The following is a 21081-nucleotide window of genomic DNA, read 5'->3' as shown; positions in this document are numbered from 1 at the left end:
TGGGGATCGAAGTTAGCCAATCTCTTTCAGGGCGGCGAGGGTCTGCTCCATCTCCTCCCGGGTGCCAATGGAGATCCTCATCCCATGGGCCAGGAGCGGGTCAGAGAAGTGACGGACCAGGACCTTGCGGGCGTAGAGCCCGTCGTAAACCCGCTTGCCGTCGCGATCAGGGGGAGTGGCAAACAGGTAGTTCCCCTGGGAGGGGATAACGTCATAGCCAATGGAGCGCAGTTCAGTGGTGAACCATTCCCGCGTCTCGCGGATTCTCCGGCAGCATTCCGACAGATATGCCTGATCGCGGAGTGCGGCCACGCAGGCCGCCTGGGCCAGGCGGTCGAGATTGTAATGGTCACGGATCTTGTCCAAGGCCGCAATCACCTCCGGACGGGCAATGGCGAGGCCGATACGCATGCCGGCCAGGGAATAGCTCTTGGAAAGGGTGCGCGTCACCACCACATTCTCGTGTCTTCTCACCAGCTCCAAAGCATTGGATTCGGCAAATTCGGCATAGGTTTCGTCCAGTACCAGCATGCCGGCGCAACGCCGGGCCAGCTCGTCGATGTACTCGAGCGGGAAACTGGGACCAAGCGGTGCGTTGGGGGTGGTGAGGAAGAATACTTTCCCTTCGTAGCGCTCCGGAAAACCGGCGATCCGAAAGTCGCCGGTCAGGCCGAACGTGCGTACCCGGGCCCCCTGGACCTCGGCAAGCGTGCCGTAGTAGGAGTATGAGGGGTGAACGTAGCCGATCTCCTCCCCTTCGGCGGCAAAGGCACGGATCAGGTTGTTCAGCACCTCGTCGGAGCCGTTGGCCATGATGATCCAGGATGGGTCGAAACCGTACAGTTCTCCGGCCACTTCGCGCAGCTTCTGGCTGGAGGCACTGGGGTAGATGCGCAGGGCAGCCCCGTCCGGTCCAAGTTCCTCAAGAATGGCCTTTACCACCTCCGGCGACGGCGGATACGGGTTTTCGTTCGTGTTCAGCTTGATCCACGAGGCGATATCGGGCGGCTGGTAACCGGGGATGTACCCCTTCATGGAGGCGATGTTCTGTCGAAGTGGAATCATTTCCGGGCCTCTCCTTCCCCCTTCAGTCTCACGCTCACCGACCTGCCGTGGGCTTCCAGCCCCTCCAGTTCGGCGATCCGGACGATGCCCCCCCCCAGACGATTCAACCCGCTCTCGCTGAAGTAGACGATGGAGGACTTCTTCACGAAATCGTCCACCGACAGAGGTGAGAAGAACCGGGCCGTGCCGCCGGTGGGAAGGGTGTGATTCGGACCGGCCAGATAATCCCCCGCCGCCTCGGGAGTAAAGTGACCGAGGAAGATGGCCCCGGCGTTCCTGATTTTCGGCAGGACATCGAAGGGGTTCGTCACGGCCAGCTCCAGGTGCTCCGGGGCGATCCGGTTGCTGAACGCGATGGCCTCGTCGAGGCTTCCGGCCACGATGACGGCACCGTACGTTTCCCACGATCTCCGGGCAATGGTCTCCCGGGAGAGCTCCGCCAGTTGCCGCTCCACCTCCGCCGCCACCCGCTCGCCGAAGCCGCGGTCGGTGGTGATGAGGATGGACGAAGCGAGTTCGTCGTGCTCCGCCTGGGAGAGGAGGTCTGCGGCGATGTGGGCCGGGGTGCCGCTTCCGTCGTTGATGACGAGGATCTCGCTGGGGCCGGCGATCATGTCGATCCCCACCTGGCCGAAGACCAGCTTCTTGGCCGTGGCCACGTAGATGTTCCCCGGGCCGGTGATTTTGTCCACCTTGGGCACCGTGGCGGTTCCGTAGGCCAGGGCCGCCACGGCCTGGGCGCCGCCGAGTCGGAAGATCCGGTCCACGCCGGAGAACCGCGCCGCCACCAGGACATGGGGATTGATCTCGCCGCCAGGAGTCGGGGCCACCATGACGACCTCGCCGACGCCCGCCACCCGGGCCGGTACCGCGTTCATGATGACGCTGGAGGGATAGCTCGCTTTGCCGCCGGGGACATAGATCCCGACCCGCTCCAGGGGAGTCACCATCTGGCCGAGAAGGATGTCGGGCTCGCCGGTGGAGAGCCAGGTCTCCTGCTTCTGCTTCTCGTGGAAGCGGGCCACCCGCTCCACTGCCAGCTTGAGGGCCGCGATCTCCTCGTCCTTCACCCGGGCAAAGGCGTAGTCGACCTCGTCCTCGGTTACCTGAAGCGAGGCGACGGAATCGGCCTCAAGCCGGTCGAAGCGCCGGGTGTACTCCAGGAGCGCCTCATCACCCCGCGCACGGACATCGGCGATGATGTCGAGGACCACCTGTTCCACCTCGCGGCCGGTCTCCTCGCCCCGGGCGAGGATGGCGGCGAATTCCATGTCGAAGTTCGTATCCCTGATATCGAGGAATTTCATACGTGCTTCTCCAACCCTTCGATGATCTCGGTGATCCGGGGGTGCTTGGTCTTGAGGCTCGCCCGGTTGACGATGAGGCGCGTGGTGATCTCGGCGATGGTCTCCACCTCCACGAGGCCGTTCTGCCGCAGGGTCTCGCCGGTGGAGACTAAGTCCACGATCCGCTCGGAGAGCCCCACCAGCGGCGCCAACTCGATGGAGCCGTAGAGCTTGATGATCTCCACCTGCACCCCCTTTTTGGCGAAGTACTTCTCGGTCACGTTGGGGTACTTGGTGGCGATCCGGATGTTGCTCCAACTGGAGGGGTCGTCGTCCCTGGCAAGCCCCGCTGGCTCCGCCACCATCATCCGGCAGTAACCGAACTTGAGGTCCAGGGGCTCGTAGAGGTCCTTCTCCTGCTCCATGAGGGTGTCCTTCCCCACGATACCGAGATCGGCGCAACCATACTCCACGTAGGTGGGGACGTCAGTGGCCCGGACAATCATGTACCGCATCCGCTGCTCGCGGTTCTCGAAGATGAGCTTGCGGGTGTTGGAGAGAAGCTCGTCGCAGTGGATTCCGATCTTGCCGAACAGGGCAACGGACTCTTCGAGAATCCGCCCCTTGGGGATGGCGATGGTAAGAAAGTCGCTCATAAAACTAAGGGACCGGGGACCAGGGACCGGGGACCAACAATGGCACCCGCTCCCGCCGCCGGCTCACTCCTTTACACGTTTGATGTCGGCCCCGAGGCCGGCCAGCTTCTTCTCGATGGAATCATACCCCCGGTCCAGGTGGTAGATACGGGAGATCTCCGTGGTGTTGTCGGCAGCAAGCCCGGCCAGGATCAGCGAGGCCGAGGCCCGCAGATCCGTGGCCATGACCGGCGCGCCGGAGAGCTTCTTCACCCCCTTCACGGTGGCGGTGTTCCCCTCAATGGTTATGTCGGCCCCGAAGCGCAGCAACTCCGAAACGTGCATGAAGCGGTTCTCGAAGATGTTCTCGCTGATGACGCTCGCCCCGTCGGCCACGCACATGAGGGCCATGAACTGGGCCTGCATGTCGGTGGGGAAGCCGGGATAGGGACGGGTCTTGATGTTGATGGCCCTGGGGCGCCGGGGACCCTTGACCCGCACCACGTTGTCACGGTTGATGATCTCCACGCCGGCATCCTGGAGCTTGAAGACGAGGGCGTCCAGGTGCTCCAGCTTCATGTTGTGAATCTTGATGTCGCCGCCGGTAATGGCCGCCGCCACCATGAAGGTGCCGGCCTCGATCCGGTCGGGCATGACGTCGTGGACGACCGGCGCCAGCTCCTTCACCCCGATGATCCGGATGGTGTCGGTGCCGGCCCCGTCGATCCTGGCCCCCATCCTGTTCAGGATGTCGGCCAGGTCGATGATCTCCGGCTCCCGGGCAGCGTTCTCCAGAATCGTCTCACCCTTGGCCAGGGCAGCCGCCATCATAAGCTGCTCGGTACCCCCCACGGTGGCGATGTCGAAGTTGATCCTCGCCCCTTTCAGCTTTTTCGCCTTGGCCTCCACGTAGCCGTGCTCCAGCCGGATGTCGGCACCCAGGGCCGCGAGCCCCTTAAGGTGGAGGTTGATGGGGCGGGCACCGATGGCGCAGCCGCCGGGGAGGGAGACCCGTGCTCGGCCGTGGCGCGCCAAAAGCGGCCCCAGGACCAGGACCGAGGCCCGCATGGTCTTTACCAGATCGTAGGTGGCCTCCACGTCGTTCACGTGGGTCGTGTCGATTTTGACGATGTTGCCGTTTCCCTCCACCACGGCGCCCAGGGATTCCAGGACCTTGATGGTGGTGTTGATATCGCGCAGGAACGGGACATTGCGGATTTCGTTGAGTCCGGGGGCGAGGATGGTGGAAATGAAGACGGGGAGGGCCGCGTTCTTGGAGCCGCTGACCGATACGTCACCGGTCAGTTTCTTTCCCCCTTTGATTATCAGCTTGTCCAATGGAATGCCTCTGAAATTGATGTGGGGGTGCAATTCGTTGCACCCGGGACGTGATGAATCACGCCACTACGGAATCCGTCCGCCGACCACCCGGTCGATGCCGTTGAGATCCTTGGCCGTAAAGCAGCCGGTGAAACCGGCCTGCTTAAACATCCCGAGCACCGCCTCTGCCTGGCCGATACCCAGTTCGACCATGAGCCACCCGCCCGCGTTCAAATGCTCCAAAGCGGCCGGGACGATGATCCGGTAGAAATCGAGACCGTCGGCGCCACCGTCAAGAGCCGCGCGGGGCTCGTACTCCCGCACCTCCGGCTGGAGCGTATCCAGGTCGGCAGTGGGGATGTAGGGGGGATTGGAGACGATCAGGTCGAACCGCTGGTCTGCGAAGGGCTCGAAGAGGGACCCTGCGCAAAGGATCACCCGGACGCCGTGGCGCTCAACGTTTTGCCGGGCCAGGGTGATGGCTCCGGCGGACTGCTCCACCCCCCACACCTGGGCATCGGGAAGGTTCTTTGCCAGAGCCACGGCGATGCAGCCGCTCCCGACGCCGATGTCGAGGACCGTGGCGGCGTGGGGGGCACGGCGGAGCGCCTCCTCCACGAGCACCTCGGTGTCGTGCCGGGGGATGAGCACCGCCGGCGTCACGGCGAAGTCGAGGCCGCAGAACTCCTGGGTACCGAGGACGTACTGGAGTGGTTCCCGCTTGGCCCGTCGCGCCACGAGTCCCCGGACCGCCGACAGTTCTTCGGCGTTCAAGGGCTTGTCGAAGTTAACATAGAGTCCCACCCGGTCGAGACCCAGAGCCGCGGAAAGAAGCCACTCTGTCTCCAGACGGGCGTTCTCAACGCCTTTCTCCGCCAGGTATCCTTTGGTCCAGTCAAGAACCCTGCGAATAGTCCAGGTCTCAGGCTTTTCAGTCATTGTGCCGCCTCCGCCGTCCGTGCGGATCAGGCTGCTTCGGCCTGGGCCTTGAGGGCCTCCATCTGGTAATGGGCCCGAAGCGAATCCACCACCTCGGCAATGTCCCCCTCCATGAGGGCATCGAGACGGTAGAGGGTGAGGCCGATCCGGTGGTCGGTCATGCGCCCCTGGGGGAAGTTGTAGGTGCGGATCCGCTCGCTCCGGTCACCGCTTCCCACCTGCTGCTTGCGGTCGGCGGCGATGCGGGCGTTCTGCTCCTGCTGGAGGCCGTCCAGAATCCTGGATTTGAGGACCTTCATGGCCTTGGACCGGTTCTTGATCTGGCTCCGTTCGTCCTGGCACTCCACCACGATGCCGGTGGGAAGGTGGGTGATCCGGACCGCCGACTCGGTCTTGTTGACGTGCTGGCCGCCTGCCCCTGAGGCCCGGTAGACGTCGATCTTGAGGTCCACCGGGTTGATGTCAATCTCGATATCCTCGGCCTCGGGGAGGACCGCAACGGTGCAGGCACTGGTGTGGATCCGTCCCTGGGCCTCGGTCTCCGGCACCCGCTGTACCCGATGGGTCCCCGACTCGTACTTGAGCTTGGCAAAGACCGCCTGCCCTTCAATAAGGGCCACGACCTCCTTGAAGCCCCCCCGTTCCGACTCGGAGGCGGACATGACCTCCACCTTCCAACGGTTGCGCTCGGCAAAGCGGGAGTACATCCGGAAGAGGTCACCGGCAAAGAGGGCGGACTCGTCGCCGCCGGTGCCGGCGCGGATCTCCAGGATGACGTTGCGGTCGTCATTGGGATCCTTCGGCAAAAGGAGCAGCTTGATCTCCCCCTCCAGTTCCTCTTGTTGCCGCTCCAGATCCTCCAGCTCAGCCTCGGCCATCTCCTTCATCTCCGGATCGGCCAGAAGTTCCCGGTTCCCCTCGATCTCGGCAAGGACCTTCTTGTAGCGGCGATAGGCCTCGACCAAGCCCGTCAGGTCGTTGTGCTCCCGGGAGAGTTTACGGAACTCGGGCTGATTGGCGATCACCGTCGGGACGGCCAGGAGCGATTCCAGCTCCTGGTACCGGATTTCAAGTTCTTCTATCTTGTCGAACATCAACGCAATCCTTCAGAAACGAAAATCAGGGCCGGCGGGACATCACACCACCAGCCGGTCGTCCTTGTAGCCGCCATTCTCTTCCAGGGCCTCGGTCATGGAGCGAATCGCCACCTCCACCTGGCTGTCGTCGGGCTCCCGGGTGGTGAGCCGCTGGAGCGCCAGGCCGGGGGCGATGATGAGCCGCACCAGGGGGTGTCGGTCGTTCTTGGCGCTCCACTTGAGGAACTCGTAGGAAACCCCGGCGATGACCGGCAGGAGCGCCACCCGGGCCCCGGCCTTCATCCAGAAGGGCCAGAGCTTGGGAATGAGCGAGAAGATGACGATACTCACCAGCATGACAATGAGGAGAAAGCTCGTGCCGCAACGGGGATGGAGGCGGCTGTACTTCTGGACCGTGGCGGCCGAAAGCTCCTCTCCTGCTTCGAAGGCAAAGATGGTTTTGTGCTCGGCGCCGTGGTACTCAAAAACCCGCTGAATGTCCTTCATGCGGGAAATGGATACGATATAGAGGAGAAAAACCGCCACGCGGATGATGCCGTCCACCAGGTTGAACATGATGTTGGACTGGCCGATAACCGGGACGAGGAGTTTGGTAAGGTAAAGGGGAAGGACAAAAAAGAGGAGGACGCCGAACCCGAGGGCAACGGCCATGGTCCCACCCATGGCCCAGGAGGAGAGTTCCTCCTTCTCTTCCTCTTCGGCCAGCGCCTCGTTGGCGGAAAAGTTGAGTGCCTTGAGTCCTATAATGAGAGAGGAAAAGAGGGCAACCGCTCCCCGGAGGATCGGGAGCTTCACAATGGGAAAGCGCTCCGAGAGTGGGGGGACCTCCTCCCGCTTGACGGCTATCTCGCCCGAAGGGCGCCGGACCGCGATGGCCATGGAACGGGGCGCTCGCATCATGACCCCTTCGAGAACAGCCTGCCCACCTACATTGATCCGCTCCGCAAGGATGAGCAACTGCACCAGCAGCAACCGGAACCACCTCGTCATACGTACATCTCCTTGAATCTCTTCCTGACCTCGACGATCTTACCGCAGGTCATGGTCCCTTCCGGACAGGGGCCGGCAACGCAGCCGGGTCCGGCATCCCGGAAGATGGTGGGGGCAACCCCCTTCACAAGCCGCAGCATCTCCACGGCCATGGCCCGGATCTCCCACTGGGCCCGCTCGCAGCAGCGCAGGCCGAAGAAGTGGAGAAGTTCCCGGGCGTTCATGGTCATGATGATCTTCGTCTCCGCGGCGTTGGGGAGGATGTAGCGGGCGTCCTCGGCCGGGATGCCGGCCTCGAAGAGTTCGGCATAGGTATCGTGGAGCGCCTTCAGCTGCGATCTGAAGCGGGCAGCAAGATCGGGACGCCCCGCGATGGAGGGGGGAATCACGGCAGAGAATTGCTCCGTATGGGTCACGTAGCGCTGGGACTGCTGGGAGTAGGAGGCGATCCGATGCCGGACGAGCTGATGGCTCGTGGCCCGCGATATCCCCTCGATGCCGAAGGTGAAGGAGGCATGCTCCAGCACCGACTGGTGCCCCAGCGACATGATCTTGTCGAGAAACGCGGAAATGTCGGAACGCGACAGACGCTCCTTCAGCTCATCAATGCCGATGGGGGAGTAGCAGAGCCGCGCGGCGAGGGCAACGGCCATTTCGGGATCAGGGGTGTGCTGGAGTAGGGTAACCTTCATGAAGTCCCTTCACGAGGCGATTTGGATACAGCGCTTCAAGAAACAGATAAGGGGATTTCGCCATGGACAAAATCCCCTTCCGCTCAAATCCGCAAGGCCGGGGGCCTGTTACTGCATGCCGTACTTTTTCCGGAAGCGCTCGACGCGGCCGGCGGTGTCCACGAGCTTCTGCTTGCCGGTGAAGAACGGATGGCAGGCAGAGCAGATTTCGGTGGAGATCTCGGTTCTGGTGGAACGGGTCTGGAAGCTGTTGCCGCAGGCGCACTTCACGGTAACCTCGTTGTACTTGGGATGAATCCCTTCTTTCATATCGTCCTCCTTGGGGGCCTTTGCCCCGGTGCCATGTGATCTGTCGGAAAGTTAAAACGTTAACAAACGGGCTATTTTTTTTCAAGACTTTTTTCCGCCACCCCGCAGAGGGAGACGGGACGCCTACCTGCTCATGGAATCGAGAAATTCCTGGTTGCTCTTGGTCTCGGAAAGCTTCTCCAGGAGGAACTCCATGCTGTCCACCACGTTCATGGGATGGAGGACCTTGCGGAGAATCCAGGTGCGGTTGAGGGAGCCCTTTTCCACAAGAAGCTCCTCCTTGCGGGTCCCCGATTTGTTGATGTCAATAGCCGGAAAGGTCCGCTTCTCCACGAGCTTGCGGTCCAGGTGGACTTCCATGTTGCCGGTCCCCTTGAACTCCTCAAAGATGACTTCATCCATCTTGCTCCCGGTGTCCACTAGGGCCGAGGCAATGATGGTGAGGGAACCTCCCTCCTCGATATTGCGGGCCGCGCCGAAGAAGCGCTTCGGCTTCTGGAGAGCGTTGGCGTCCACGCCGCCGGTGAGGATCTTGCCGGAGGGGGGGAGCACCGTGTTATAGGCCCGGGCGAGGCGGGTGATGGAGTCGAGGAGAATCACCACGTCCCGCTTGTGCTCCACGAGGCGCTTCGCCTTCTCGATGACCATCTCGGCTACCTGCACGTGGCGGGTGGCGGGCTCGTCGAAGGTGGAGGAAACCACCTCCCCCCGGACCGAGCGCTGCATGTCGGTAACCTCTTCGGGGCGCTCGTCGATGAGAAGGACGATCAGGTAGACCTCGGGATGGTTCTCCGCAATGGAGTTGGCGATGTTCTGGATGAGCATCGTCTTGCCGGTGCGGGGCGGCGCCACAATGAGGCCCCGTTGCCCCTTGCCGATAGGAGAGACGAGCTCCAGGACCCGCATCGGCATATTATCCGGCGCGGTCTCCAGCTTCAGCTTTTCGTCGGGATAAAGGGGAGTGAGGTTATCGAAGAGGATCTTATCCCGGGCCACCTCGGGTGGCTCGAAGTTGACCGTCTCCACCTTGAGGAGGGCAAAGTAGCGCTCCCCCTCCTTGGGGGGGCGGATCTGGCCGGAAACGGTGTCGCCGGTATGGAGGTTGAACCGGCGAATCTGAGAAGGAGAAACATAGATATCGTCAGGCCCCGGCAGATAGTTGTAGTCCGGCGCCCGGAGAAAGCCGAAGCCGTCGGGAAGACATTCCAGGACCCCCTCGCCGAAGATCATACCGTTTTTCTCGGTCTGGGCGTTGAGGATGGCAAAAATCAGATCCTGCTTGCGCAGGCTTGAGGCACCCTCGATGTTGAGGCCCTTGGCGATTGCCGCAAGCTCATTGATTTTTTTGCCTTTAAGCTCCTGAAGATTCATCGGTTCTCCTGTGGACGGGCGCAACGGGATAGTTGCTGAATGATGGCGGGCTCATTGTCGGGGTCATTCATCGGATAACTGAACGTAACGAAAGCGGGAAACGCACCTGTTTGTGGATACGTGGAATCTGTGCTCTTATGTAATCGAATGTCGTAACTTTTCCGAATAGGCGTAGCGACGCACGTTGATTATGGTTTTGAGTGGAGCGCCTGATTTGTAAAGGAATGAAAGAACGCCGGGGGTATTTCCAATGGACAAATATGAGGTCGTACAGATCTATAAGTAATCCGATTCCTCCCCTCTTGTCAACAGGAATTATCGCAAATCCATCTCAACGAAACCCGTTAAGCAAAACCTTGTCTCACCCGCCATTGCGCGCCACCATTGTCAGCGGCAGACTCCACTTGACTATTGACGCATTTTCCCTAAGGACGTATAGTCCGCAAAGGTACGCACCAGTAAAATGGCGTCACACCGCGAGTGCTGCGACCACACACAGCGCTTCTGCCTCTCCCGGAGACCATCCATGGAAGCATCAACGGCAGGGCCTGACAATCCTGTCAGCCTGGTCATAGCCGGCGCGCTCCTGATCGGCGCGTCGGGCATTCCGGGCCTTTTTCTCCCCAAGAAGCTGGACTGGGGGCAGAAATGCGCCTCTCTCACCGTCGTTCTCGGCTCCATCCTGGGAATCATCGGTGCCCTGGCAACGCTCTTTACTGAACGGACCGTCTCCTACACCCTCGTAAGCTCGCTTCCCTTCGGCCCCCTTGAGGCCGGCATCGACCCGCTCTCCGCCTTCTTCCTCCTCCCCGTCTTCATCGTCAGCGCCTGCTGCGCCGTGTACGGCATCGGCTACTGGCCCGCCAGCCACCACCCCCGCACGGCACCGCGGCTCACCTTTTTCTTCGGCGTCCTCGCCGCTTCCCTGGCATTGGTCCCCCTGGCCCGGAACGGAGTCCTTTTTCTCATCTTCTGGGAGATCATGGCCCTTTCCGCCTACTTTGCCCTCGCCACCGACGATCTGGAGCAGGAGGTTCGAGACGCATCCCTCATCTATCTCGTGGCAACCCACGCAAGCACCCTCACCCTCTTCGCCTGCTTCTCCCTGCTAAAAGCGACTGCCGGTTCCTTTTCATTTCCTGCGACAACGGCGCTGGACGGAACAACTCCCCTTGGGGCCGCCATTTTCGTGACCGCTCTCCTGGGCTTTGGCCTCAAGGCAGGGGTGATGCCGCTTCACGTCTGGCTCCCGGGCGCCCATGCCAGCGCACCGAGCCACGTGTCGGCCCTCATGTCGGGAGTCCTCATCAAGATGGGAATCTACGGCATGGTCCGCATCCTCTCCTTCTTCGGAGTGGTCCCGCCCTGGTGGGGGATGGTTCTTCTTATGGCGGGAATTGTGTCGGGAATCCTCGGGGTTGCCTTTGCCGTGGGACAGCACGACCTGAAGCGGCTCCTGGCCTACCACAGCATCGAAAACATCGGCATCATCGTCATGGGGCTCGGCGTTGCCCTCATCGGCAGGGGAGCGGGACTGCCGCTCCTGGTGGTCCTCGGGCTCGGGGGGGCGCTTCTCCATATCCTGAATCACGCCCTTTTCAAGTCCCTCCTCTTCCTCGGGGCCGGTGCGGTAATTCACGAGGCTGGGACCCGGGAGATCGACAGCCTCGGCGGGCTGGGCCGACGGATGCCCTGGACCGCGGCCCTCTTTCTCACCGGCGCCGTGGCCATTTGCGGACTCCCCCCCCTGAACGGCTTTGTGAGTGAGCTTCTCGTCTATCTCGGCTTTTTCTCCGGCCTCGTGCAGGAAAAGGGGGCCGCGGCCCCCCTGCTGGGGCTGGCGGCGCCGGCCCTGGCCATGGTGGGAGGGATGGCGGTCCTCTGCTTCGTGAAGGTATTCGGCACGGTCTTCCTGGGGTTACCCCGGTCGTCCGACGCGGCCGGGTGCCACGAACCGGGGTGGGCCATGCGGGGCCCCATGATGCTCCTTGCCATACTCTGCGCAGCCATCGGCCTCCTCCCCGTGGCACTCCCACGCTTTCTGGAGCCGGCCCTCTTTGCCTGGAGCCCCCAGCTCCCCTTTGCCGGCGTCCGGCTGGCGGATGCGGCGCCCTTTGGCTGGATTACCCTCATGGGGCTCATCCTCCTTCTGGCGATTCTCGGCATCGGCGCCTGGCTCTGGAAGCGGGTAACGGATCAACCTCGGGGGAGAGTCGGCACCTGGGGCTGCGGCTTTGCCCGTCCCACTGTCCGGATGCAGTACACCGCCTCTTCCTTTGCAGAGATGTTCGTGAACCTATTCGCCGCGGTGCTCCGCCCCCGGGTCCACCCGCCCAAGGTTCAGGGCCTCTTCCCGGGGAAAAGCGCCTTTTCGAGCCATGTTCCCGAAGCGGTACTGGAACTGGTCATCACGCCGCTCCTCTCGGCCATGGACCGGAGGTTCTCTCTGGCCCGCAAGCTCCAGCACGGCCGGCTCCACCTTTATATCCTCTACATCTTCGTGACGCTGGCGCTCTTGCTGGCGTGGGCCTATTAAAGGAGCAGGAAGGGAATGGTCGACGCCGTTATCCATATCCTGATTACCCTGCTCATGCCGCCGCTGCTGCTCGGGGTGATCAACCGGACCAAGGCCATCTTTGCAGGCCGCACCGGTCCACCGCTTTTTCAAGCGTACTACGACCTGGCAAAGCTCGTGCGCAAGGGGTCGGTCTTCAGCGAAACCACGAGCTGGGTCTTCCGGGCGGGACCAGTGGCGGGCCTGGCGGCAACGCTTGTGGCCTCGCTCCTGATCCCCCTCGGGGAGCACCGCCCCCCTCTCTCTTTCAGCGGCGACATGATCCTCTTCGCCTATCTCTTCGGGCTGGCCCGCTTCTGCACCACGGCGGCGGCCCTGGATACCGGTTCCAGCTTCGAGGGGATGGGGGCGGCCCGGGAGGCCACCTTCGCCTGCCTGGCCGAGCCGGCCCTCTTCTTCTCCCTGGCGGTGCTGGCACGGCTCTCCGGCTCCCTCTCCCTGACCCCCATGCTGACCGGGACTGCCGCCACCTCCTGGCTTTCGGCCGGCGCATCGCTCCTCCTGCTGGTGGGAAGCCTCTTCATCGTGCTCCTGGCCGAGAACTGCCGGGTCCCTTTCGACGACCCCACCACCCACCTGGAACTGACCATGATCCACGAGGTGATGGTGCTCGACCACAGCGGCCCCCTCTTCGGCGCCATCCTCTACGGGGCGGCCCTGAAACTCTTCGTGCTGGGTGCCCTGTTCACCGACATCGCCCTCCCCTATGCCACCGGCATCCCCGTGGTGGACTGGGTCCTCTTCGTGATCGCCATGATGATGCTGGCCGTGGGGATCGGCATGGTGGAATCGGTCATGGCACGGCTGCGGCTCCCCAAGGTCCCCCAGATGCTGGCGGCGGCCTGCATCCTGGCGGCGTTTTCGCTGCTCCTGGTGCTGAGGTAGACCATGACTTCCCTGGTGGACCAGCTCATCGTCCTCGTGATGCTCATCAACTTCGCGGCCCTCGGTTCGGGGCGCCTGGCCGTGGCGATCCGCGCCGTGGCCATCCAAGGGGTCATCCTCGGCATCCTCCCGATCCTCGTCCACTCGTTCTCCTGGCACCTGGTGGTCATTACCGGCGGCCTCATCCTGGCAAAGGGAATCATCATCCCGTGGCTTCTGACCGGCGCCATCGTCCGGGCCCGGATATCCCGGGAGATGGAGCCCTACCTGGGGTATGTGCCGACGCTTCTCATCGGCGCCATCACGACGGGGCTCTCCTTTGTCTTCGCCGCCCGCCTCCCCCTGGCTCCGGAGCACCAGGGGCTCCTCTTCGTGCCGGCGGCCATCGCCACGCTCCTCACCGGCTTCATCGTGCTGGTGACCCGGCGTAAAGCCATCTCTCAGGTAATCGGTTACCTGATGCTGGAAAACGGTATCTTCCTCTTTGGACTCCTCCTGACCGAGGCGATGCCAGTCATGGTGGAGGCGGGGGTCCTGCTGGACCTCATCGTCGGCATCTTCGTCATGGGGATCATCATCAACCAGATCAGCCGCGAGTTCTCGTCCATCGACACGTCGCGGCTCACCACCCTCAGGGACTAGCATGATTACCGGCATCCTCCTCATACCGCTTCTGGGCGCCATCACGGCCTGGCTCATCCCTTCTGACCGGAGCCGTCCCTGGGTGCTTCCCGTCGTCGGGACGCTCCACCTGGCCCTGACGATCGAGGCGGCACTCACCCCCACATCCCCTTCGGTGGGGATGTGGCTCCACCTGGACGCCATCGGGAAGCTCGTACTCCTCTCCGTGAGCCTTCTCTTTTTCGCATCCGGGCTCTATGCCGTGGAATATCTCGCCTACCGCCGGGAACGGCCGAACCGCCTCCTCTGCGCCATGCTACCGGTCTGCCTTTCGGCCATGACGCTCGTGGCCTTTGCCCACCACCTGGGGCTCCTCTGGGTGGCCATCGAGACGACCACCCTCACCATGACCCCCCTCCTCTACTTCAACCGCAACGCCCGCTCCATCGAGGCCACCTGGAAGTACATGCTCATCTGCTCCGTGGGGATCGCCCTGGCGCTCCTGGGGCTCCTCTTCCTGGCCTACTCCACCGTGGTGGCCCGGATCGAACCGACGCTTCTCCTGGAACCCCTGGTGGCGAACGCGCGGCTCCTCTCCCCCGCCTGGCTCAAGGCGGCTTTCGTGTTTCTCCTCGTGGGCTACGGGACCAAGATGGGGCTCGCGCCGCTCCACACCTGGAAGCCCGACGCCTACGGCGAAGCGCCCGGACTCGTGGGGGGGCTCCTGGCCGGAGGGCTCGTGACCTGCTCCTTCGTGGGGCTCCTGCGGGCCTACCAGGTCTGCGTGGCAGCCAACGGGACGACCTTCCACCGGGACGCCCTTGTCCTCATGGGCCTCCTCTCCATGGCCACGGCCGCCGTCTTCATGGCACGCCAGGCCGACTTCAAGCGGATGCTCGCCTACTCCAGCGTGGAGCATGTGGGGATCCTGGCCGTGGCCCTGGGGCTCGGCAAAGGGGCTCTGGCCGGGGCACTCCTCCATCTGGTGAACAACAGCCTCACCAAGGGGGTCCTCTTCCTGGCCGCCGCCAACATCCACCGTTCCTACAACAGCAAACGGTGCGAGCAGGTGCGGGGAGCACTGCGGCGTCTCCCCTGGTCGGGAGGGCTCTTCCTGGCCGGGTTCTTCGCCGTCACCGGCTCTCCCCCCTTCGGCCTCTTCGTGAGCGAATTCTCCATCATCTCCAGCGCCATGACCCAAGGAGGAGAGTGGATCGGCGGTCTCATCCTCTTTTTTCTGGCCGCCATTTTCCTCGGCATGGCGCGCACGGTCCTGCCGGTGGTGATGGGGGAATCGAGCCGCATCGAACATACCGGTTACCGGGACCGCTTCCTCACGGTGGTGCCGCCGCTCATTCTTATGGGAGTCGTCCTCATGCTCGGTATCTGGATACCGGAACCACTCAGCCGCCTCATTACGGAAGGAGCGGCCCTATTAGGAGGAAACGTGCCGTGACCCGCACCTTCTCCCTCACCTGCCTGCGCAACGGAGAGGCGGTGCCGGTGGCCTCGGTGCCGCTCCTTCCCCTCGAACAGTTCCTCCAGGATATTATCGACGCCACCGACCGTGGATGGCGGGTCGCCTCCTGTTTCGGGGTCCCCACCGACGCCGGCGCCACCCTCTGGTGCCTCATGGCCGCCCCCAACGACGGGCTTCTGGGGCTCATGCGAACCGAGGCGGGAATGGCCTTTCCCTCCATCTGCCGTCTCGTCCCCCAACTCCACCTTTTCGAGCGGGAGATCGCCGAACAGTGCGGCATCACCCCCGAGGCCCACCCCTGGCCCAAGCCGGTCCGGTTCCACCACCCCTTCATGCCGTCACGTAAAGGTTTAGGCGGGAAAGTGGCGGGTGACACCGACTACTACCGGGTGGAGGGGGAGGAGATCCACGAGGTGGCGGTGGGACCGGTCCACGCAGGGATCATCGAGCCGGGGCATTTCCGCTTCCAGTGCCACGGCGAAGAGGTCTTCAGCCTGGAGATTGCCCTCGGCTACCAGCACCGGGGGGTTGAGGAGGGCATCCTGAAGGGCCCCCACCCGAAAACCCTCTTCCAGATGGAGACCATCGCCGGCGACACCACCATCGGCCACACCCTGGCCTATGCCATGGTCATGGAGGCGCTCGGGGGGACGGTTCCGTCGGCCCGGGCCGAGATCATCCGGGCCATCTCCCTGGAACTGGAACGGCTCGCCAACCACACCGGCGACCTGGGGGCACTGGCCGGGGATGTGGCCTATCTTCCCACCGCCTCCTTCTGCGGCCGGATCAGGGGGGATTTCCTCAACATGACGGCCCATATCTGTGGAAGCCGTTTCGGCAGGGGTATCGTACGCCCCGGCGGGGTCGGTTTCGACGTGGGCGAACGGCAGGCGGGCGAGCTCCTCGATCGGCTCGCCGCCGCGAGCGACGATCTGGAAAATGCGGTGGGGCTCCTCTGGGACACCCAGTCGGTCATGGCCCGCTTCGAGGGGACAGGAAAGGTGAGTCAGGAGACGGCCCGGGAGATCGGCCTCGTGGGTCCGGCGGCCCGGGCATGCGGTATCGACCGGGACGTGCGGCGGGATACCCCCTTCGGCATCTACGGCGTGAGTCCGGTGGCCGTGGCTGTTGAGGAAAACGGTGACGTCTTTGCCCGGGCCCATGTCCGCTGGCGCGAGGCGGAGGCCTCCCTCCACTTCGTAGCGGAGCAACTCCGCCAGTTGCCGGCCGGCCCTCCTGTGACGAATACCGCCACCCCTGCGCCGGACAGCGTGGCCGTGGCTCTCACCGAGGGGTGGCGGGGTGAGATCTGCCACGTTGCCATCACCGACGGCACCGGCCGTTTTGCCCGCTACAAGGTGGTCGACCCGTCGTTCCACAACTGGACCGGACTCGCCCTGGCCCTGCGGAATCAGCAGATTTCCGACTTCCCCCTCTGCAACAAGAGTTTTAATCTCTCCTACTGCGGGTTCGATTTGTGATATAAGAGACGGGTTTGCTTTTTCACTCCACCCGACAGAGGCTCACCGTGCAGAAAAAAGACAAATCCGATTACATGATTCTTGCCGTCTCCCACGCCCTCGATCTCCTGGAGCAGTTCCACGGAGAAGGGGTGTCCGAGCTCGGCGTAACCGAACTGGCAAAGCGGCTCAGGCTCCACAAGAACAACGTATTCCGGCTCCTGGCCACCCTGGAGGCCCGGGGGTACGTGGAACAGAACCGGGTCACCGGCAACTACCGGCTCGGACTCAAAACCCTTGAGATCCGCCAGACCATGATCCGCCAGATGGCGCTCCTCCCCTACGCAAAACCGGTTCTTGAGGAATTGGTCAGGGAATGCGATGAAACCGCTTACGTTTCCATCCTTAAGGAAAACCTGAGCATCTACCTCTACGGGGTCGAAAGCCGTGCCACGGTCCGGGTCGTCTCCCGACTCGGTTCCCGGCTGCCCGCTTACTGCACCGCCGCCGGGAAGGTGATGCTCGCTTCCCTCTCCGAACCGAAGCTTGAGCGTTACCTGGCCCGCAAGGAACTGGTCCCCTTCACTCCCAACACCATCACCGACGCCACCCGGCTCCGGGAGCACCTGAAGGAAATCGCCGCCGCCGGCTACGCCATCGACAACGAGGAGCTTGAAATCGGAGTCCGGGGGGTGGCTGCCCCCATCCGCGACTACCGGACTGAAACGGTCGGGGCGGTCATCATCTCAGGGCCGACCATGAGGTTCTCCGACGAGCGCGTCGCCGCAGAACTGGTCCCCCTGGCCCAGAAAGCCGCCGAAACCATCTCCGTAAAACTCGGCTATAGCGGGGCCGCAGCGGAATAGGTCCCCCCCAGGGGAGGCGCACCATGCTCAAGGCACTCTTTGCCAGACGTCACCAGGGACACCGAACCATCGCCTACCCCGCTGGGCCGGCGCAACTGCCGGAACTCTTCCGGGGGGCCCCCTTCCTGGATCCGGAAATGTGTCCCGGCGGGTGCGCCGACTGTGCCAACGCCTGTCCTCATGGCGCCATAACGGCCGGGACCGGGGACCAGGGACCGGGGACCGGGAAAACCCTCGCCCTCGACATGGGGAAATGCCTCTTCTGCCCTGAATGCGCCGGCGCCTGCCCCCACGGCGCCATCTCTTTCACTGGCGATCACCGGCTGGCCGTTAACCGGCGGGAGGACCTCATCGTCCGGTCCGGAGAGGTCCGGAGGCTCGCCCCCCCCCTGGACGCGACGCGACAATTCCTCTTCAGCCACTCCCTCAAGCTCCGCGAGGTCTCGGCAGGGGGGTGCAACGCCTGCGAGGCCGACACCAACGTCCTCTCCACCGTCGGCTTTGACCTGGGGCGCTTCGGCATCCAGTTCGTTGCCTCCCCCCGCCATGCCGACGGCATCTTCATCACCGGCCCGGTTACCGAGAACATGCACCTCGCCCTCCTCAAGACCTGGGAGGCGATCCCCGAGCCGAAAATCGCCATCGCCGCCGGGGCCTGCGCCATCAACGGTGGTCCCTTCATCGACTCCCCCGATGTTCACAACGGCGCCGACGGCCTCATCCCCATCGACCTCTACATCCCCGGCTGTCCACCCCACCCCCTCACCATCCTCGACGGTCTCCTGCGGATCTTGGGGAGGCTGGAGGAGTAGCATCTATCCGGCTGCCAGCATAAAAAAACGCGACGGGAAAGCCCGCCGCGTTCAAGTATTCGAGTCTTTTCCCATATTTTTGCCCCTGCCTACCCCTTCCCGATCTTTCGCCGCACCACCAACTGCGCCACCATATCCACCACCACGACGGCGGTCACTACCATGAGCATGACGCCGTTCTGCCGGAAGTACCCGAGACAGTTGAAAAACATGTAGAGAGCCACCACCCCGCCGAGCATGGTCCGCATCCCCCGCACCGACAGCTCCGCCGTCTCCGGGTCGGGGGTGAAGCGGCGCATGATCATCGGCGCCACGTGGTAGCCGATGGCGGCATCGACAAGGGTGAGGATGAGATTGAGGATAAAAAGGGGGAGAGGGTACTCTGTCATGACGGCTCAGATCTTGTTGATGAAGACTTCCCGTGGCTTGCTGGTCCCGTCGCTTGGGCCGACGATCCCCTCCTGCTCCATCCGCTCGATGATTCTCGCGGCGCGGTTGTAGCCGATCCGCAGCCGCCGCTGGACCATGGAGATGGAGGCCTGGCGCGTCTCGGCCACCAGGGCCACGGCGTCATCGTACCGCTCGTCCACCATATCCTCGTCGTCGCCGCTGCCGGAGCCGCTCTCTTCCTTCATCTCCAGGATCGACTTGTCGTAGACCGGCTTCCCCTGCTTCTTGAGGAAGTCCACCACCCGCTGCACCTCGGCGTCGGAAACGAAGGCCCCGTGGACCCGCTGCATCTTGGCGGTTCCCGGGGGAAGGAAGAGCATGTCGCCGGCCCCCAGGAGCGACTCGGCGCCGTTGGTGTCGAGGATGGTCCGGGAGTCGATTTTGGAGGAGACCTGGAAGGAGATCCGGGCCGGGAAGTTGGCCTTGATGAGGCCGGTGATGACGTCCACCGACGGCCGCTGCGTGGCGAGGATGAGATGGATGCCGGCGGCCCGGGCCATCTGGGCCAGGCGTGCGATGGACTCCTCGATCTCCCGGCCGGCCACCATCATGAGGTCCGCCAGTTCGTCCACGATGACGACGATGTACGGCAGGTGCCCGTGCTCCAGCTCCTCCTGCTTGGCCAGGAACTGCTGGATCGCCTCCTCGTCGTCCGGGGACTCGTCCACCACGTCTTCCAGCACAACGGTCCCCTGGGCCTTGAGCTCCTCGGCCTCCTTCTCCTCCTTTTCGAGGCACTGGTTGTAGGAGCCGATGTTCCGCACCCCCTTGTCGGCCATGAGGCGGTAGCGACGCCCCATCTCCTCCACGGCCCACTTCAGCGCCAGGGATGCCTTCTTGGGGTTGGTGACAACGGGAAGAAGCAGGTGCGGGATCCCCTCGTAGATGGAAAGTTCCAGCATCTTCGGGTCCACCATGATGACCCGCACGTCCTTGGGGGTAGCGGTATAGAGGAGCGACAGGATCATGGTGTTGATGGATACGGACTTTCCCGATCCGGTGGCGCCGGCCACCAGGAGGTGGGGCATTTTGGCCAGATCGGTCACGACCGGGGCGCCGGCGATGTCTTTGCCGAGAGCGAGCGGCAGCTTCATCTTGCTGCCGTGGAACTCCTCGCCGTTGAAAATCTCCTTAAGAAAGACCGTCTCCCGCTCCCGGTTCGGGATCTCGATCCCCACCACCCCCTTGCCGGGAATGGGGGCCACGATCCGGATCGACATGGACTGGAGCGCCATGGAGAGGTCGTCGGAGAGGGAGGCTATGCGACTCACCTTGATGCCGGGGCCCGGGGCGAACTCGAACATGGTGATCACCGGGCCGGGGCAGATCTCCACCACCTCGCCGTCGATGCCGAAATCCTTGAACTTCTTCTCCAGAAGCCGGGCGTTCATGGTGAGGATGTCGCGGTCGAGGCGCTTCTCGGTCTGGGGAGGGGTATCGAGGAGCGAGAGCGGCGGAGTGCGGTGGTCCCCCTCCGCCTTGATGAAGTCGAAGGCCTCCTGGAGTGGGGCGATCTTGGCCTTTTCCTTCTTCTCCTCTTTTTTCTGGACCGGCGGCGGAGGGGGAACCGCCACGTGGACCGGCTTGATTTCCGGTGATTTTTTCTTCTCGGCCTTCTCCCCCGTATCGAGGAGCTGGCGGTTCAGCTCCTGCCGCTCCCGACGTCGGGCCCAGCGCTCCTTCAGGTTCGCGAACCACCAGTCGGCGAAGAGGACGAAGGAGAAGCGGGACAGGACCATGGCCGAAGCGGCCAGGAGGGGGAGGATGATAAGGATGGCTCCGGGGATGCCGAAGTAGGTCTTGAGGAACGTTGCCGTCTTAGTCCCAACGGCACCGCCGGTGAGGACTTTTTGACCAAGAAAGACCGTGTCGGGCTTAAAAAATCCGAACAACGACGACAATGAGATCAACAGCGTAATAAAGGCAAACGCTTTATAATTTTTCCAACGCAACTCCTTAAAGCGGAGAAGTTTGTACGAAAGATACAGCAGACCCGTTGGGACAGCATAAGAGGCAAGCCCAACGATCTGGATGAGAAGGTCGGAAAGCTCCGCTCCCAATCTGCCGCCGAAATTGTGAACCCCTGTTTCGGAATTGTACGTATTTGACGAGGGGTCGCCGGCATTGAACGACACAAGGGCAATGAGGATGAAGAGCCCCAGCGCGCCGAGGGCCATCCCCTGGATCTCCTTCTTCAGTTTTTCTTTCTTGTCGATCTGTTCGTCCAT

At 63.0% G+C, this 21081-nt stretch carries 19 protein-coding genes; 7 read left to right on the top strand and 12 right to left on the bottom strand.

Going from position 1 to position 21081, the window contains the following annotated elements:
* Nucleotides 1-12 precede the first annotated feature (12 nt).
* The 10 genes from hisC to rho all read right to left on the bottom strand — a co-directional run bounded on the left by hisC (nucleotide 13) and on the right by rho (nucleotide 9704).
* Nucleotides 13-1065, bottom strand: a complete 1053-nt coding sequence (gene hisC / locus GMET_RS01920) for a histidinol-phosphate transaminase (RefSeq protein ID WP_004512357.1) — start codon at nucleotides 1063-1065, stop codon at nucleotides 13-15.
* Nucleotides 1062-2372, bottom strand: a complete 1311-nt coding sequence (hisD, locus tag GMET_RS01915; protein WP_004512356.1) for a histidinol dehydrogenase — start codon at nucleotides 2370-2372, stop codon at nucleotides 1062-1064. Before hisD ends, hisC begins: the two co-directional genes overlap by 4 nt.
* Complete coding sequence (hisG, locus tag GMET_RS01910) at nucleotides 2369-3007, bottom strand: ATP phosphoribosyltransferase (RefSeq protein ID WP_004512355.1); 639 nt, start codon at nucleotides 3005-3007, stop codon at nucleotides 2369-2371. The genes hisD and hisG overlap by 4 nt, the downstream gene beginning before the upstream one ends.
* A 63-nt stretch (nucleotides 3008-3070) precedes the next feature.
* The gene (gene murA, locus GMET_RS01905; RefSeq protein WP_004512354.1) at nucleotides 3071-4324 is read right to left on the bottom strand and encodes a UDP-N-acetylglucosamine 1-carboxyvinyltransferase; all 1254 of its coding nucleotides are present in this window, start codon (nucleotides 4322-4324) and stop codon (nucleotides 3071-3073) included.
* Nucleotides 4325-4390: 66 nt separating this feature from the next.
* On the bottom strand, nucleotides 4391-5245 hold the full coding sequence (gene prmC / locus GMET_RS01900; protein WP_004512353.1) for a peptide chain release factor N(5)-glutamine methyltransferase: 855 nt from the start codon (nucleotides 5243-5245) through the stop codon (nucleotides 4391-4393).
* Between the two features lie 26 nt (nucleotides 5246-5271).
* Complete coding sequence (gene prfA, locus GMET_RS01895; protein WP_004512352.1) at nucleotides 5272-6339, bottom strand: peptide chain release factor 1; 1068 nt, start codon at nucleotides 6337-6339, stop codon at nucleotides 5272-5274.
* A gap of 42 nt (nucleotides 6340-6381) precedes the next feature.
* Complete coding sequence (locus tag GMET_RS01890; RefSeq protein ID WP_004512351.1) at nucleotides 6382-7332, bottom strand: DUF1385 domain-containing protein; 951 nt, start codon at nucleotides 7330-7332, stop codon at nucleotides 6382-6384.
* Nucleotides 7329-8024, bottom strand: a complete 696-nt coding sequence (gene thyX, locus GMET_RS01885) for an FAD-dependent thymidylate synthase (RefSeq protein ID WP_004512350.1) — start codon at nucleotides 8022-8024, stop codon at nucleotides 7329-7331. The genes GMET_RS01890 and thyX overlap by 4 nt, the downstream gene beginning before the upstream one ends.
* Before the next feature lie 108 nt (nucleotides 8025-8132).
* Nucleotides 8133-8333: a 50S ribosomal protein L31 gene (gene rpmE, locus GMET_RS01880; protein ID WP_004512349.1), complete on the bottom strand. Its 201-nt coding sequence runs from the start codon at nucleotides 8331-8333 to the stop codon at nucleotides 8133-8135.
* Nucleotides 8334-8456: 123 nt separating this feature from the next.
* Nucleotides 8457-9704, bottom strand: coding sequence for a transcription termination factor Rho (gene rho / locus GMET_RS01875; RefSeq protein WP_004512348.1), 1248 nt, complete (start codon nucleotides 9702-9704; stop codon nucleotides 8457-8459).
* A 526-nt stretch (nucleotides 9705-10230) separates the two neighbouring features.
* On the opposite strand from rho, the gene GMET_RS01870 reads away from it, so the two are divergent.
* Genes GMET_RS01870 through GMET_RS01840 form a run of 7 tightly spaced genes read left to right on the top strand, consistent with a single transcriptional unit; the run spans nucleotide 10231 to nucleotide 18403 of the window.
* Nucleotides 10231-12240: a proton-conducting transporter membrane subunit gene (locus tag GMET_RS01870; RefSeq protein WP_004512347.1), complete on the top strand. Its 2010-nt coding sequence runs from the start codon at nucleotides 10231-10233 to the stop codon at nucleotides 12238-12240.
* 15 nt (nucleotides 12241-12255) lie between these two features.
* A complete protein-coding gene (locus GMET_RS01865) occupies nucleotides 12256-13164 on the top strand; it encodes a respiratory chain complex I subunit 1 family protein (RefSeq protein WP_004512346.1) in 909 nt (302 codons plus the stop codon).
* 3 nt (nucleotides 13165-13167) lie between these two features.
* Nucleotides 13168-13806: a hypothetical protein gene (locus tag GMET_RS01860; RefSeq protein ID WP_004512345.1), complete on the top strand. Its 639-nt coding sequence runs from the start codon at nucleotides 13168-13170 to the stop codon at nucleotides 13804-13806.
* 1 nt (nucleotide 13807) lies between these two features.
* A complete protein-coding gene (locus tag GMET_RS01855) occupies nucleotides 13808-15241 on the top strand; it encodes a proton-conducting transporter membrane subunit (RefSeq protein ID WP_004512344.1) in 1434 nt (477 codons plus the stop codon).
* The gene (locus tag GMET_RS01850; protein WP_004512343.1) at nucleotides 15238-16746 is read left to right on the top strand and encodes an NADH-quinone oxidoreductase subunit C; all 1509 of its coding nucleotides are present in this window, start codon (nucleotides 15238-15240) and stop codon (nucleotides 16744-16746) included. The genes GMET_RS01855 and GMET_RS01850 overlap by 4 nt, the downstream gene beginning before the upstream one ends.
* Before the next feature lie 47 nt (nucleotides 16747-16793).
* The gene (locus GMET_RS01845; protein ID WP_004512342.1) at nucleotides 16794-17591 is read left to right on the top strand and encodes an IclR family transcriptional regulator; all 798 of its coding nucleotides are present in this window, start codon (nucleotides 16794-16796) and stop codon (nucleotides 17589-17591) included.
* Nucleotides 17592-17614: 23 nt separating this feature from the next.
* Nucleotides 17615-18403, top strand: coding sequence for a 4Fe-4S dicluster domain-containing protein (locus tag GMET_RS01840; RefSeq protein ID WP_011365661.1), 789 nt, complete (start codon nucleotides 17615-17617; stop codon nucleotides 18401-18403).
* A gap of 89 nt (nucleotides 18404-18492) precedes the next feature.
* Here GMET_RS01840 and GMET_RS01835 read toward each other — a convergent pair whose 3' ends face one another.
* Nucleotides 18493-18792 carry an MATE family efflux transporter gene (locus GMET_RS01835; protein ID WP_004512340.1) on the bottom strand — a complete coding sequence of 100 codons (300 nt, stop codon included), beginning with the start codon at nucleotides 18790-18792 and terminating at the stop codon, nucleotides 18493-18495.
* A gap of 6 nt (nucleotides 18793-18798) precedes the next feature.
* Nucleotides 18799-21081, bottom strand: a complete 2283-nt coding sequence (locus tag GMET_RS01830) for a DNA translocase FtsK (protein WP_004512339.1) — start codon at nucleotides 21079-21081, stop codon at nucleotides 18799-18801.

Origin of the sequence: Geobacter metallireducens GS-15, from assembly GCF_000012925.1 — a bacterium.
Taxonomy (GTDB): Bacteria; Desulfobacterota; Desulfuromonadia; order Geobacterales; family Geobacteraceae; genus Geobacter; species Geobacter metallireducens.
This window is presented reverse-complemented; position numbering and strand designations above follow the sequence as displayed.